Origin of the sequence: Salinisphaera dokdonensis CL-ES53 (assembly GCF_040361215.1) — a bacterium.
Lineage (GTDB): Bacteria > Pseudomonadota > Gammaproteobacteria > Nevskiales > Salinisphaeraceae > Salinisphaera > Salinisphaera dokdonensis.
Genome location: NZ_APND01000002.1, coordinates 429,401 through 443,543, shown reverse-complemented (window position 1 = coordinate 443,543; position 14,143 = coordinate 429,401). Strand labels below are relative to the sequence as shown.

The 14,143-nt window shown below is 62.7% G+C and carries 12 protein-coding genes; 9 read left to right on the top strand and 3 right to left on the bottom strand.

Annotation, left to right across the window (positions count from 1 at the left end; translation table 11 throughout):
- Positions 1–21 precede the first annotated feature (21 nt).
- The 6 genes from SADO_RS07850 (at position 22) to glmS (ending at position 9,323) form a co-directional block, all read left to right on the top strand.
- Positions 22–435 (top strand): F0F1 ATP synthase subunit epsilon, encoded by a 414-nt coding sequence (locus tag SADO_RS07850; protein WP_353110623.1) that lies wholly within the window; start codon positions 22–24, stop codon positions 433–435.
- Between the two features lie 235 nt (positions 436–670).
- Complete coding sequence (locus SADO_RS07845; RefSeq protein ID WP_353110622.1) at positions 671–1,792, top strand: hypothetical protein; 1,122 nt, start codon at positions 671–673, stop codon at positions 1,790–1,792.
- 128 nt (positions 1,793–1,920) lie between these two features.
- On the top strand, positions 1,921–3,525 hold the full coding sequence (locus SADO_RS07840) for an OpgD/OpgG family glucan biosynthesis protein (RefSeq protein WP_353110621.1): 1,605 nt from the start codon (positions 1,921–1,923) through the stop codon (positions 3,523–3,525).
- The gene (gene mdoH / locus SADO_RS07835; RefSeq protein WP_353110620.1) at positions 3,522–6,023 is read left to right on the top strand and encodes a glucans biosynthesis glucosyltransferase MdoH; all 2,502 of its coding nucleotides are present in this window, start codon (positions 3,522–3,524) and stop codon (positions 6,021–6,023) included. Before SADO_RS07840 ends, mdoH begins: the two co-directional genes overlap by 4 nt.
- Positions 6,024–6,053: 30 nt before the next feature.
- Positions 6,054–7,430, top strand: coding sequence for a bifunctional UDP-N-acetylglucosamine diphosphorylase/glucosamine-1-phosphate N-acetyltransferase GlmU (gene glmU / locus SADO_RS07830; RefSeq protein WP_434547890.1), 1,377 nt, complete (start codon positions 6,054–6,056; stop codon positions 7,428–7,430).
- Between the two features lie 60 nt (positions 7,431–7,490).
- Complete coding sequence (gene glmS, locus SADO_RS07825; RefSeq protein ID WP_353110619.1) at positions 7,491–9,323, top strand: glutamine--fructose-6-phosphate transaminase (isomerizing); 1,833 nt, start codon at positions 7,491–7,493, stop codon at positions 9,321–9,323.
- A 225-nt stretch (positions 9,324–9,548) separates the two neighbouring features.
- Here glmS and SADO_RS07820 read toward each other — a convergent pair whose 3' ends face one another.
- Together SADO_RS07820 and SADO_RS07815 are read right to left on the bottom strand one after the other, a co-directional pair.
- Complete coding sequence (locus tag SADO_RS07820; RefSeq protein ID WP_353110618.1) at positions 9,549–9,959, bottom strand: hypothetical protein; 411 nt, start codon at positions 9,957–9,959, stop codon at positions 9,549–9,551.
- 45 nt (positions 9,960–10,004) lie between these two features.
- Entirely contained in the window at positions 10,005–10,559 is a 555-nt protein-coding gene (locus tag SADO_RS07815; protein WP_353110617.1) for a carboxymuconolactone decarboxylase family protein, read from the bottom strand.
- Positions 10,560–10,704: 145 nt separating this feature from the next.
- Here SADO_RS07815 and SADO_RS07810 point away from each other — a divergent pair, with 145 nt between their 5' ends.
- From SADO_RS07810 to SADO_RS07800, 3 genes are all read left to right on the top strand, one after another.
- Positions 10,705–11,298, top strand: coding sequence for a TetR/AcrR family transcriptional regulator (locus SADO_RS07810; protein WP_353110616.1), 594 nt, complete (start codon positions 10,705–10,707; stop codon positions 11,296–11,298).
- 91 nt (positions 11,299–11,389) lie between these two features.
- Positions 11,390–11,842 carry a MaoC family dehydratase gene (locus SADO_RS07805; RefSeq protein ID WP_353110615.1) on the top strand — a complete coding sequence of 151 codons (453 nt, stop codon included), beginning with the start codon at positions 11,390–11,392 and terminating at the stop codon, positions 11,840–11,842.
- Positions 11,843–11,889: 47 nt separating this feature from the next.
- Positions 11,890–13,089 carry an MFS transporter gene (locus tag SADO_RS07800; RefSeq protein ID WP_353110614.1) on the top strand — a complete coding sequence of 400 codons (1,200 nt, stop codon included), beginning with the start codon at positions 11,890–11,892 and terminating at the stop codon, positions 13,087–13,089.
- 740 nt (positions 13,090–13,829) lie between these two features.
- Here the strand turns inward: SADO_RS07800 and SADO_RS07795 are convergent.
- On the bottom strand, positions 13,830–14,135 hold the full coding sequence (locus SADO_RS07795) for a hypothetical protein (RefSeq protein WP_353110613.1): 306 nt from the start codon (positions 14,133–14,135) through the stop codon (positions 13,830–13,832).
- Positions 14,136–14,143 lie beyond the last annotated feature (8 nt).

Below are 14,143 nucleotides of genomic sequence, written 5' to 3'. Positions count from 1 at the left end.
CTCCCTCCATAGAGCAGCGATATGAAACTACACGTTGACCTCGTCAGTGCCGAGGGCCAGATCTATTCCGGTTCGGCGACCATGGTGTTCGTCGCCGCCGAGATGGGTGAGGTCGGCATCGCGCCGCGCCATGCGCCGTTGCTTACGCGCATGCGTCCCGGTCAGGTTCGTATCCAGGAGGAAGGCCAGGAAGAGCAGCAGTTCTTCGTCTCCGGCGGCGTGCTCGAAGTGCAGCCGCACCTGGTGACCGTGATGGCGGACACCGCCGAACGCGCTGCAGATATCGACGAAGCCGCTGCCGAGAAGGCCAAGCAACGTGCCGAAGAGAAAGTCTCCAAGGCCGAGGACAAGGTCGATATCGCCAAGGCACAGTCCGAACTGGCCGAGGCAGCCGCTCGCTTGCACCTCGTGAAGAAGCTGCGCTCGACCCAGTAGCGACGACGCACACGCGAAATCGCAGAACTTTATAGACAAGTTCACCTTTTGCGGGTAACTTGCGGTGCCAGCAGCAATCATCTAGGTTGCTGCGATGCATCATCCACCGACCCCACCGGTACACGCCATGCCGCGTGACGGATCAGCAACCCGTTTTCTCGTTCTGGCTACGGGCCTCGCGCTCTTGTGGCCGCTCGCCGCGTCTGCGAGCTCGACGAAATCCATATCGCCGTTCATGTCGCCTGCGTTCGAGCGTACGATTCATGGTGACGAGCGTCGGATTGATCTGTCCGGAATGGGTCGCGCGCTTGGTAGCGCAGAAGCCTTTGTTGGCGTGGACTCGTTGAGCAGCGCAACCCAGCAGTATCTCACCAGCGGTCTGCAGTGGCGCTCGAGCGCAGCGGATACGCCGTTACTGCGGGCCTCTGCGCTGCGCACGGAAGGCGAAGGCGCCACGCTTGGTGGCGGCCAGACGCTGGTTCGTGTCGAGAATCGGATGGATCTCGGCGAACGCTGGTACCTGCCGGATCTGTCGACAGAAGTGGCGCAGGTCACCAACCGGTCGGACAACGGCGAGGCGGCGCCCGGCCGCGCCGCGCGTCTCGGGCTTACGCAGGATATTGCCGCCGGGCACGCGACGCTCAGCTATTTTCAGGCCGACCCACAGTTCGATGCGCTTGGCAGTGCCATCGTCGCGGGTGATCGCGGCGTTGAATTGCAGAACAATCAGTCGTTGGGCCAGAGCTGGCAGGTCTCGCACGACCTTCGGTTGCATCAGCCCTCCGAGTTACGGGAACAGTCGGCGGTAGCCCAGACTTTGGTGCTCTCGCGTCGCAAGACGCTAACGGATCTGGGTCGGCCCTGGCAGGTCAGTGCCCATCTGGGTGCTCCGGTGGATACACGGGCCAACGGCAGTACACCGCTAGCGCTCGAGGTGGCGGCTCGCACGCTTCGCTGGCGCGATTGGCGGGTGAACAGCAGTCTGGGCTGGTACGACGCAAGCATGGAGGCGCCGCTGGCGTTGCCTGTCGACGGCACGCTCTGGCAGTTCTCCGCAAGCCGCGACGTGACGATCGCAGGGCTGCAGGCCGAACTGTCGCCGACATTCGCACTTGGGGGCAGCCGATACGACCGCCAGAGTGGCGCGACCCGCACGGGGCTGAATCTCGGCCTGTCGCAGTTAAGCGAGCGCGTCGACCTGAGCGTCAATTATCTCTCAGCGGGCTGGGCGACGACGGCCGACGCCGAAGATGACCTGCGGATGACCGTCAACTTCTCGCAAAGCACCGGCGCCATCCTGCCGGGCCTGCGTTCGATGGCGCAGAAATTGCGCATGCCCTGGCAGCCGCGCTACTGAACCAAGCGCGCTGCCCACGTTGGCACGCGTTTTGGTAGATTAAAGCGAGCGAAGCGAGGGGAACTCGTCAATTACGGCTGCTGTCGGTAGCAGAGTTGGCGGCATAGCGATCCATATTGGAGCATTACATGATTAGGCATTGGCCCTCTGGCCTGCTCGCGGGTTTCGTCGTGTTCGGCGTCTTGCTTGCGTCCTCTGCAACAGCCGCTGATGCGGCTGCCGACTCGTCGGACACCAAGTCGGCCCAGGGTAATGCTCCCGCGGACACCTCGCAGACGCGCCAGGGGTTCGGCTACGACAACGTGGTCGAACAGGCCAAGGCCCGTGCGGCGAAACCTTATAGCGCGCCGTCACAGATTCCGAAGTTCCTGCAGGAATTCGATTTCGCGCAGCTCGATCAGATCAGCTACAAGGCCGACCGAGCCCTCTGGCACGACGCCGGGTTGGGCTTCGAGAGCATGTTCTACCACCCCGGTTCGTACTACACGCACCCGGTGAAGATGCATCTGGTCAACGAACACGGCGTCGGCGAGTTCCGGTTCGACAAGAATCGTTTCCAGTACCCGAATCCTGAGCTGCGTGATCGCATCCCGGAAGATCTCGGGTATGCGGGCTTCAAGCTGCTGCACGAGCTGGAAACCGAGGGCAAGCTCGACGAAGTGCTCTCCTTTCTGGGTGCCTCGTATTTCCGTGCTCTTGGCGCGGGCGAGCATTACGGGCTATCCGCACGTGGACTCGCGATCAACACCGGCGGCGAGTCCGGCGAGGAATTCCCGGCTTTCGTGAGTTTCTGGCTGGTCGAGCCCGAAAAGAACAGCGAAACGATTACTGCCTACGCGCTGCTCGACTCGCCGAGCGTGGCCGGTGCCTATCGTTTCGAAGTCACGCCAGGCGACGCAACCCAGACGCGTGTCGAGGCAACGCTGTTCACCCGCAAGCCAATCGGCAAGCTCGGCGTGGCGCCGCTAACCAGCATGTTCATGTGGGGCGAGAACAGCCTGACGCGTCTGGACGACTATCGTCCGGAAGCACACGACTCCGATGGCCTGCTGATCTCGGCCACCAATGGCGAATGGCTATGGCGGCCGCTGTATAACCCGCAGAAATTGTCGATGAACCAGTTCTCGGCGAATAACGTACGTGGCTTCGGGCTCATGCAGCGCGATCGCAACTTCGACCACTACCAGGATCTCGACTACCAGTACGAGAAACGCCCCAGTGCTTGGATTACGCCCGAAGGTGACTGGGGCGATGGCCATCTCGAACTCGTGCAGATTCCCTCGGATAGCGAAGTCAACGACAACATGGCGCTCTACTGGGTGCCCAAGGATCCGGTCGAGGCCGGCCAGCGGCTGCACTATGCCTACAATATCCAGTGGAGTTCGAAGCTTGCCGGCCCCGATTCACTGGCCCACGCGTCGGCATCCCGTATTGGTCGGGCAGCCGTCGTGCCGGGGCAGCCGCGGGACACACTGCGCGTGGCGATCGAGTTCGTCGGTGGCGAACTCGAAGGTCTGACCGAGCCGGGTAGCGTTCAGCCGCGGGTCAACGCCATGCGTGACGCCACGATCAACAACATCGAGGCGGTCCGCAATCCGCACACTGGCGGCTGGCGTCTGACTTTCCTCGTGCCGACCGACTCGCTCGACTCGCCACTCGAGCTGCGTGCATTTCTGGCCGGCCCCGAAGGCGGGGCGCTGACCCAGACCTGGAGTTACGCGCTATCACCGTGAGCAATAACAAGGCCGGTATGGCCGACGTGATCGAAGCGCTCGACGCCTATCTGTCGCGCCTGCCCCTGGCCGACGACAGGCGCCGAGCGCTGCGCGCGCGCGTGCTCGACTCGGAGCCCGCCGATCGGCGCGAAGCACTGCAGCGGCTGCGTGCCCAGCTACAGGACAACGATGGCGGTGCCGAGGCGGAGGGCAGTGATCATGAACTCATAGCGCGGGTCCAATCGGCCTACCCGAGCCTGCGCCACGACGATGAGGCGCGTCCGCCAACTGCCGGGGCATTGCGCAGTGCTGCCATGCCGCAGCTCAATCGCTGGCCCATGTCGCCCGCGGATATCGACCGCAGGCCATGGCGCGTGCTGCCGTGGCTAAGCCGCAAGAGCAACAGCCTGCCGAAGTCCGTTCCCAGTCGCTTGAAAGGCGTGGTGCGTTGGCGCCAGACCCTGCTGGCGCTGATGGTCGCTCTGCCGGCTGCAGGCGCCGCGGCCTATATGGCGACGGTGCTGCCACACCGCGGCGCCACGATCCTGGAGGCCTTCATCCTTGGCGCAGCGTTCATGCTGTTTGCCTGGATTCTGGTTGGTTTCTGGACCGCGCTGTCGGGGTTCTTCGTGCTCTGGCGCGGCGATCGGTATCTGGTGCGTTCCGACCCGCCGGCGAAGCCGCCCTCCAACATGCCACCTGTTGACGATGATGCGCGCACGGCCATCGTCATGCCGATCTACGAAGAAGACGTATCGCGCACCTTTGCCGGGCTGCAGGCGATCTATGAATCGCTGGAGGCCACAGGCCGGCTCGAGGAGTTCGATTTCTTCGTGCTCAGCGATTCGGTCAAGCCAGACACGGTGATCGCCGAGCAGAACGCCTGGGCACAGCTCTGCCGCGAGATGGATGCGTTCGGGCGTGTGTTCTATCGTCGTCGGCGTGCGCGCGTGAAGCGCAAGAGCGGCAATCTCGCCGACTTCTGTCGGCGCTGGGGCGGACACTATCGCTACATGATCGTGCTTGATGCCGACAGCATCATGGCTGGCGATACGCTCACAGCGCTGGTCGACCGCATGCAGGCCAATCCCGGTGCGGGCCTGATCCAGACACCGCCCACGGCCGTGAACCGGGTCAGCGTGCTTGCACGCGTTGCCCAGTTCGCCACCCGCGTATACGGGCGTATGTTTGCTGCGGGTCTGCACTTCTGGCATCTGGATAATGCCCACTATTGGGGCCATAACGCGATCATCCGGATCGAACCGTTCATGGCCCACTGCGCGCTGCCGCGATTGCCGGGCCGAGGCGCGCTCTCGGGCGATATTCTCAGCCACGACTTTGTCGAAGCCGCGCTCATGCGGCGGGCCGGCTGGGGCGTATTCATTGCCTATGATCTACCCGGCAGTTACGAGGAAGTCCCGCCAAACCTCATCGAAGAGCTCGGCCGCGATCGACGCTGGTGTCAGGGCAACATCCAGCACATTCGGCTGCTGTTTTCCGACAATCTCGCGCCAGCCCATCGCGCGTTGTTCGCAAACGGCGTGATGGCCTACACCTCGGCCGCTATCTGGTTCATCTTCCTGTTGCTGTCGAGCGCAGAAGCCGTGCTCGAAGCGCTGCGGACGCCGGACTATTTTCCGGTCGCGGGCGCATTGTTTCCACAGTGGCCCGTGTGGCAGCCCATCTGGGCCGTGAGTCTGTTCGTCGCGACGCTGGTGGTGCTGTTTCTGCCCAAGATTCTTGGCGTCGTCATGATCGTCGCGCGCGGCAAGCAGCGCGAGTTCGGTGGCGTCGGCAATCTGATCGCGTCGACTTTGATCGAAATCTTGCTCACCTCGCTGCTCGCGCCGATCCGCATGCTCACGCATACGCGCTTCGTGTTCACCACGCTCACGGGTCAGCAGGTGAAATGGAACGCCCAGCAGCGCGCAGACGCGCAGGTGCCTTGGCTACGCGCCGTGCGGTTCCACATATGGGGCATGTTGCTGGCCACGGTCTGGGGCGGATTGCTGCTCTGGTACACACCCGGCTTCGCGCCTTGGCTGGCGCCGATTCTGGTGCCCCTGATTCTCGCCCCCGTGATTACCGTGCTCACCTCGCGTGCGGACTTGGGCCTCTGGATGCGTCGTCGAGAATTACAGCTCATCCCGGAAGAGCTCAAGGCGCCGCCCGAGCTGGCTCGCGTGGTCGAGATCGAAGCGGCTGCGCCGCCGGAAGCGGGTTTTGTCGAAGCCGTTGTCGACCCCGCGATCAACGCCTTGCATGTCGGCATGCAGGGGCGCGAGCGTCGGCTGACTGTCGCGATTGCGGACTATCGCCGCGAACTTGCAGAGCGCGCACTCAACCAGGGGGCGGACGCCCTTTCGGTCGACGAACAGCGCCGTTTGCTCGCGGACCCGGCTCGTATGCACTGGCTGCATGTCGAAGTCTGGGCGCAGGCGGCCTCGGCCTGGACGGAAGCGCTGGCCGAGCGTCCCGCGGACGCGTCTACGCAAGCCCCGGCAGGGGCTGTATAGTCCACGTCAAACCGTCGAAACGTGCCAATTATGGGTCTACATATCGTCGTCCTTGCGGCGGGCAAGGGCAAACGCATGCACTCTGCCCTGCCGAAGGTATTGCAGCCGCTGGGTGATCGGCCGCTGCTCAAGCATGTGGTCGAGGCTGCACAGACGCTCGATCCGGAGCAGATCCATGTGGTCTACGGCCACGGCGCGGAGCAGGTGCAGTCCGCCCTCGGTTATCTCGAGGTCAACTGGGTCTACCAGGAGCAGCAGCTGGGCACCGGCCATGCGGTCGCCCAGGCGATCGACGACGTGCCGGACGACGCCCGCGTACTCGTGCTGTACGGCGATGTGCCGCTAATGCGTGCGGGCACGCTTTCACATCTGGTGGAAGCGTCGGGCAGCGATGCGCTGGCATTGCTCACCGTCGTGCTGGAGGATCCGAGCGGCTACGGTCGCATCAAGCGCAACGACGAGAATCGTGTCGTCGGCATTGTCGAAGACAAGGACACCACCGGCGACGAGCGCTATATCCGCGAAGTGAATACGGGGTTGCTCTGTGCCCAGTCGCGCCATCTGCGTGACTGGCTGTCGCGGTTGACCAACGAAAACACCCAGGGTGAGTATTACCTGACCGACTGCATCGCCATGGCGGCAGGCGATAACGTGCAGATCGTGGCCGGCCAGTCGGGCAACGTCGAGGAGACCCAGGGCATCAATAACAAGCGTGATCTGGCGCTTGCCGAGCGGCTGCTGCAGCGCCGCCAGGCCGATGCGCTGATGGATCAGGGCCTGACCCTGCGTGATCCGGATCGTTTCGACCTGCGTGGTTCGCTGCGTATCGGCCGTGATTGCATGGTCGACATCAACGCGGTCATTGAAGGCGAGGTGGTGCTGGGCGATAACGTCACCATCGGGCCGAACTGCGTGCTGCGTAATTGCCAGATCGGTGACCACAGCCAGATCCTGTCGCATACCGTGATCGAGCACGCCCAGGTAGGCGCGCGCTGTCAGGTCGGGCCGTTCGCCCGCCTGCGCCCCGATACGCGGCTGGCCGATCGCGCCAAGATCGGCAACTTCGTCGAAACCAAGAAGATCACCCTCGGCGTGGGCAGCAAGATCAACCACCTGAGCTATGTCGGCGATGCCAAGGTAGGCAACAACGTCAACATTGGCGCCGGCGTGATCACCTGCAATTACGACGGCGCCAACAAGAATGTCACCACTATCGGCGACGATGCCTTCATCGGCTCGGACTGCCAGCTGGTCGCGCCGGTCGATATCGGCAAGGGCGCGACGATCGGCGCGGGCTCGACCGTCACCAAGACGGCACCGCCGCAGGCGCTGACGTTGTCGCGCGCCAAACAGATCAGTATCGACGGCTGGAAACGGCCGAAGAAGCACACACCCGGCCACGACTGAACAGGCCGGACTGCCGCGCTGCCATTCGCAACCGCGGTACAGGACTCAAGGAACGCTCGAATGTGCGGAATTGTTGGAGCTAGCGCCCAGCGTGATGTCGAACCGATCCTGCTCGAGGGGCTGCGGCGCTTGGAGTATCGCGGCTACGACTCGGCCGGGCTCGCGCTCGTGCACGATGGTGGGCTGGATCGCACGCGCGCCGTTGGCAAGGTGCAGGCGCTGGCCGATCGCTTGGCCGAAGCGCCGCGCCCGGGCACGCTCGGTATTGCGCATACCCGCTGGGCGACCCACGGCGGCGTGTCCGAAGCCAATGCCCATCCGCATGTCTCGACGGATCGCATTGCGGTGGTACACAACGGCATCATCGAGAACTTCGAGCCGCTGCGTGCGCGTCTGGTGGATGAAGGCTACGAGTTCACCTCGCAGACCGATACCGAAGTGATCGCGCATCTGGTGGAAAGCCATCTCGGCGACAGCGACGATCTGGCCGGCGCAGTGCGAGCGACCGTCAACGAACTGCACGGCGCCTATGCGCTGGCGGTCGTCTGCCGGGATGCTCCGCAAACGCTGGTCGCCACCCGTAGCGGCTCGCCGCTGGTTCTCGGTGTGGGCATCGGCGAGCATTTCGTCGCCTCCGACGTGGCCGCACTGCTGCCGGTCACCCGCAATTTCGTCTACCTCGAGGAAGGCGATCTGGTGATCATGACGCCGGCGCGCTTCGACATCCTCGACGGCGAAGGCCAGGCGGTCGAGCGCGAGGTGAAGGAAACCGGGCTATCGATCTCGGCGACCGAGAAAGGCAACTATCGCCACTTCATGCTCAAGGAGATCTACGAGCAGCCGCGGGCACTGGCGGAAACCTGGCAGGGCCGGGTCTCGACCGACGATATCTTCGCCTCCAGCATCAGCGCCGAAGCCAAGACGCTGCTCGAAGGCGTCGATGCGATCCATATCGTCGCCTGCGGCACCAGCCACCATGCCGGCCTGGTCGCGCGGTACTGGCTGGAATCGATGGCGCGTATTCCCTGTAATGTGGAACTGGCGAGCGAATACCGCTACCGCGACCCGGTGGTGCCCAAGAACTGCCTGTTCGTCACACTTTCGCAGTCGGGCGAAACGGCCGACACGCTCGCCGCCCTGCGCTATGCCAAGTCGCTGGGTACCGGCGACGGCGGTTATCTCGCGACGCTTGCGATCTGCAACAAGCCGGAAACCTCGCTCACCCGCGAGTCGGACCTGGTGCTGATGACCCATGCCGGCCCGGAAATCGGCGTGGCGTCGACCAAGGCCTTCACCACCCAGCTGCTCTGTCTGCTGCTGCTCACCGGCATGCTGGAACGCGATGCAGCCGATCGGCGGGCGCTGGCCGGCGATATTCATCGTGTGGCGGATGCCGTCGAACGCGTACTCGAGCTCGACGACGCCATTCGCAAATTGGCCGAAGAGTTCGTCGACAAGGACCACGCGCTCTTCCTCGGTCGCGGTCCGATGTACCCGATCGCCATGGAAGGCGCGCTCAAGCTCAAGGAGATTTCCTACCTGCACGCCGAGGCCTATGCCGCCGGCGAGCTCAAGCATGGGCCGCTCGCGCTGGTCGACGAGAAGATGCCCGTGATTGCGGTGGCGCCGAAGAACGACTGGCTCGAGAAGGTGAAGTCGAACCTGCAGGAAGTTCGGGCCCGCGGCGGCAAGCTCTATGTGTTCGCGGACGCGGAAGCCGGCCTTGATACCGGGCCGGGCATTACCGTGCTCGACATGCCCCATGTCGAGGAGACGCTGGCACCGATCGCCTACACGGTGCCGCTGCAGTTGCTCGCATACCATGTCGCCGTCGCGAAGGGCACCGACGTGGACCAGCCGCGTAACCTCGCGAAGTCCGTCACTGTCGAGTAGCGCTTTCTCTTGCTAGTACGGGTGCTTCGAGCGCGTTGGCGGCCCATCACGCCGCGAATAGGCCTTTGGAGCGGCATGTTCAGGCGGGCAAGTCGAGTAGTTGCCCTCGTTTAGAGATTGCCTGGGATTGCGTGCCGCCAAGCGACGCTTGCCGGCGGCAGGCCGGCCAGCACATTCGCCAGGCGCCTGCGTCGCGACCGCCCGAAAGGGCAGTCGCGGTTGTTATCAGCTTCGTGCGCTGACGGTAAGCAGGCGGTCCTGATCGCGCAGTAGATAGAGCGCGATACAGGCGGCCAGCATGGGCCAAGCCGCGAAAAACAGCAGATGCGAGCCTTCGAACGGCGCGAAGTACTGGCGGAACGCGGAAAATGTCGACACGCCGTGCAAGACCATGATCACGCCATAGGTCAGGCGTTTCTTCAGTCCGGCTACAAACGCCAGAATCAGTGCCAGTTCCAGCACTGCCAGCCCCCACACCAGCGCCGATCCTACGCCCGGGATGGCATAGAACTTTTCGAATATGCCGGCCGCGTGCGATGGATTGACGAACTTGTCGATGGTCCAGATCGCCATGACGAGGAACACCCCGAGACGAAGCAGTAACAGGCTGATGCGCAGTCGTGTTTCAGAAGTCATGCGGGGCGTTCTCCGTCAGGGGTGGCATGGCGCCTAACCAGCCCATCAGCTGTTCTTGTGCCATTCGAACTTCTTGAACGGCTCGTCGACCGGTGTGACGGCCAGATGATTCACGTAGTTGCTCATCACCTTCTGCGAAACGCCCAGCACGACTTCGAGTAGCTGCTGACGAGTAAAGTCGGCATCGAAGAACGCCTGAACGGCGTCATCGCTGACTTCGCCGCGCTGGCGCACGACGCTGAGGGTGAAATCGCGCAGCGCTTCGAGGCGGTCGCTGGGCAGTGCCGTTTCGTTACGCAGGGCGTCGGTGATCGTGTCGTCGACTTTCATCTGCTTGGCGATGGCGGTGTGCGCGGGTACGCAGTAATGGCAGCCATGCTCGACGTTGATGCTCTGCCAGACCACCGTCTGTTCTTCGGCGGTGAAACTGGTGTCGAGGAACAGGGCGTGGAGATGCTGGTAGCCATCCAGCAGGCCCGGTGCTTCGGCCATTACGGCATGCAGATTCGGAATCATGCCGAAGCCTTTTACCGAGTTTTCGAGCAACGGCTTGCTGTCGTCCGGTGCACTGCTTTGATCGTGGAGTTTGAAGTCGGCCATAGGAGAATCCTGGTTCGGGTGCTGCATCGCGTGAGCGATGACTCATGAATACGTCGCAGCCTAATCGTATTTGAGTGTTCATTCAAGTTAAACTCTTCGTTACTAGAAAGACACCGGTGTCAGCCAAGCGAGCTCCAGAACAGCCATGCCGCGCCAACCTCTCTACGACCGCCAACGGGCACTCGATCAAGCCGTGCAGCTGTTCTGGCAGCAGGGTTTTCATGCGACGTCCATCAAGGATGTCGAGCGAGCACTGGATATGCGCCCGGGCAGCATTTACGCGGCATTCGGGAGTAAGTCGCGGCTGTTTCAAGACGCGCTCGATCGCTATGCGCAACAAGGCCTTGCCGAGTTGGAAGCCCAATTGCAGTCGCATGCTTCGCCTCTGTCCGGGCTGGCTGACTACTTGCGCTCGCTGGGTGGCCTGCGTGACCGGGTCGTGCCCTGTCGTGCCTGCATGCTGGTCAAGAGCCTGCTCGAGCTCGGCGAGCGTGACGCCGCGGCACAGAATCAGGCGGATCGCCTGCTGGCTTTGATGGAAGCGCGTTTCGTTGCCTGTTTCGAGGCGGCCCAGGAGGCGGGCGAGATTGCGACAACACAGTCGCCGGTTCGGTTGGGGCGTCGACTGCAGGCCGAGATCATGGGCCTACGCGCGTATGCGCAACGTGATGTGGATGCCACGGCGCTCCGTCAGCTTGCCGACGATATGGCGGTCTCGATCGAGCAGTTGCGAGTCTAGACGCGCCGCTCGCTCGACGAACGCGACTACAACCTTTGACGCGTGGCGAGCGCGGCTTCGCCTGTGCGATGTTTGTCGCCAGGAGGAGCCCATGAGCGAACATGAACAGAACAACGGTTGGGTTGATACGCGCCACGGTATGCCACAGGCAGGCGATGTGGCGGAACGCCGCCTGGAGGTCGGTACTCGGCATATCGAGCTGTTCACCGAAATGAGCGGTGATCGCAATCCACTGCATACCGATCGCAACGCTGCGGAAAACTCGCGCTTTGGCGGATTGATCGTGCAGGGTGGGGTGACCACGGGCATTCTCAACGCGGTGGTTGCCGAGGATCTGCCCGGCCCGGGCAGCGTCTTTTTGAGCGTGGACTGGAAGTTCTCCAAGCCGGTGTATGTCGGCGACACGATCACGGGGCGCGTGGAGATTCTCACCGTCCGTGAGGACAAGCCGTTCTGCACGATCCGCACGACGGTCGAGAACCATGACGGTGAGGTTTGTGTCTCCGGCGATGCGGTGACCTATACGACCCCGCTGCCGCGGTGAGTGCCACTATATCGCCTAGGGCGCGCGATACCCGCGAAACCGTGCCCATGCAAGACCCGCCGGGTCGCTGGCGCGCCCTGATCATCCTAGCGAGCGCGATGTTGCTGGGTATGACGACCTGGTTTTCGGCCACGGCGGTGGTCCCGCAGCTGCGTGATCTCTGGACGCTGACGTCGGCCGAGTCCGCGTGGATGACGATCGCTGTACAACTCGGTTTCGTTGTGGGTGCGCTGACGTCGGCGGTACTCAATCTCGCCGACCGGGTGCCGCCGCGCCGGCTGATGCTCTATGGCGGCGCGGGCGCGGCGCTGGCCAATCTATTGCTGCTCGCCGGTCCGCCGGTCGTGCTTGCCATCCTGCTGCGTGCGGTTACCGGCTTCTGCCTCGCCAGCGTCTACCCGCCCGCGATGAAAGCGATGGCGACGTGGTTCAAGATCAAGCGTGGCACGGCACTCGGCATCATGGTTGGCGCGCTAACCGTCGGCTCGGCCGCGCCGCATCTGGTCAACGGCCTCGGCGGACTGGACTGGCGTGTCGTGATTTTCGCGACGTCCGTCATGTCCTTGGCCGGCGGTCTGATTGCCGAGTACCTCGGGCGTGACGGCCCGTTCGACTTTCCGCGTGCCGTGTTCGATCCGCGCAAGGCCTGGCAGGCGTTTTCCGATCGGCCGGTGTATCTCGCCTCGATTGGTTATTTCGGCCACATGTGGGAGCTCTATGCCATGTGGGCCTGGTTCAGCGTCTTCTTTGCAGATGTGCTCGCGCAGCAGGCGATAAACGCCCCGTTGGCCTGGAGTGCAATCGCGACGTTCGTCGTGATTGGCGTTGGCGCGATCGGGTGCTGGGTGGGTGGCATGCTAGGGGATCGTTGGGGGCGCGGCCGTGCGACGTCGCTGGCGATGATCATCTCCGGCAGCTGTGCCGTGATCATAGGCCTGATACCCGCTGCAGCCTGGCCCGTAGTGTTGGTTGTAGGCCTTGTCTGGGGTTTCTGGGTGGTTGCCGACTCGGCCCAGTTTTCCACCGTGATCACCGAGCTTGGTGATCAGTCCTATGTCGGCACCGCGCTCACTCTGCAGCTCGCCATCGGCTATGTGCTCACCGTGCCGACTCTATGGTTGATTCCCGTCGTGCACGAAGCCTGCGGCTGGGCCTTCGCCTTTGGCCTGCTTGCGCTGGGACCGGTGGTTGGAACGATCGCGATGCAGAAGCTCGCCGGTCTGGAAGCACGCAAGGCGATCCACTAGTTTCGAGAGACGCGCACGTTGGTCAAGTCGTACGCCCGCCGATTGCCGCTGAACTGCCAGGATTCGCCTCGAGCGTCGGAATACTGTTGTGGCAAAAGCCCACATCCGTTTTTTGGCAACCTATGGCGCCAAGATTTATACAGGCTGGCGCGCACGAGCTGTCATGGCCGTGCGTTTCAAACATGAGTAAGTATTGAAAGTCTATTGTTCTGCCTTGCTGCGGGCGTCCAGATTTATCGGTGTAAATAGAACAGTAGAGATATTATCCAAATAGTGCTAAAAAAGTAATTGGTAAATAATGACCAATTAATCAATGACGCATGAGAAAGACTCGCGTAGTGCTTGAGGTCAACGTGCCGATGCGTTCTCGAGACGATGCCGGGGACACGAAAGGAGCCGGCGATAGCTCGCCTTCACGCGTCCGGGGAAATGCAAAAGCACGTGCTACTCCCTGAAAAACATCATGTTGGACAGTGACAGCCAGCCGAGCAGGCGTTGCCGTATAGCCGCGATTCGTTGTGTTGATACCCAGTAATTAACGGCGCAGGGTGGTGATGAACAAAAGCGCTGCCGGGTTCCAAGAGGACATTGGGATATTTGTTGTGTGCCTTCTATGTCTTGTCCGGTAAGGCTGGAGCCGACATGTCGCCGCTTGCTTGGAAACCCTTTGCAGTAGTATTCAATAGTGGCGGCAGGTTGGGTTAAAAAAGCACTCAAGTACAGGCGTAGCTAGCCGATAACTACTGGTAGTCCGGAAAGCGCGAGTTGCAGCCGTTCGGCGGCAGAAGCAACAGGTTGCGAAAATGATGAAGAAAAACACCCCGCCCCGTTCCCCTTTCATCCGCGCGCTGGAGCCGAGGCTGCTGTTTGACGGTGCGGCCGTCGGGACCGCTGCAGACACTGCGACGGACCAGGTTTTTGCTGCCGATCATGGAGACGCAGCCAGCGCGAACCATGACGCGACCACGCCGCCCGCTGCGCAATCGCCTGTCGCGCGCGCGCTCGAGGCCAGTCGAGCCGCCCGTGCCGAGCAAGGCGGCGATCAAGGGCGTAC

Bases quoted from the DNA above. Each gene is read 5' to 3' on its own strand.
- SADO_RS07850 (WP_353110623.1), top strand. From the start codon at position 22: ATGAAACTACACGTTGACCTCGTCAGTGCCGAGGGCCAGATCTATTCC.
- SADO_RS07845 (WP_353110622.1), top strand. From the start codon at position 671: ATGTCGCCTGCGTTCGAGCGTACGATTCATGGTGACGAGCGTCGGATT.
- SADO_RS07840 (WP_353110621.1), top strand. From the start codon at position 1,921: ATGATTAGGCATTGGCCCTCTGGCCTGCTCGCGGGTTTCGTCGTGTTC.
- glmU (WP_434547890.1), top strand. From the start codon at position 6,054: ATGGGTCTACATATCGTCGTCCTTGCGGCGGGCAAGGGCAAACGCATG.
- glmS (WP_353110619.1), top strand. From the start codon at position 7,491: ATGTGCGGAATTGTTGGAGCTAGCGCCCAGCGTGATGTCGAACCGATC.
- SADO_RS07820 (WP_353110618.1), bottom strand. From the start codon at position 9,959: ATGACTTCTGAAACACGACTGCGCATCAGCCTGTTACTGCTTCGTCTC.
- SADO_RS07815 (WP_353110617.1), bottom strand. From the start codon at position 10,559: ATGGCCGACTTCAAACTCCACGATCAAAGCAGTGCACCGGACGACAGC.
- SADO_RS07810 (WP_353110616.1), top strand. From the start codon at position 10,705: ATGCCGCGCCAACCTCTCTACGACCGCCAACGGGCACTCGATCAAGCC.
- SADO_RS07805 (WP_353110615.1), top strand. From the start codon at position 11,390: ATGAGCGAACATGAACAGAACAACGGTTGGGTTGATACGCGCCACGGT.
- SADO_RS07800 (WP_353110614.1), top strand. From the start codon at position 11,890: ATGCAAGACCCGCCGGGTCGCTGGCGCGCCCTGATCATCCTAGCGAGC.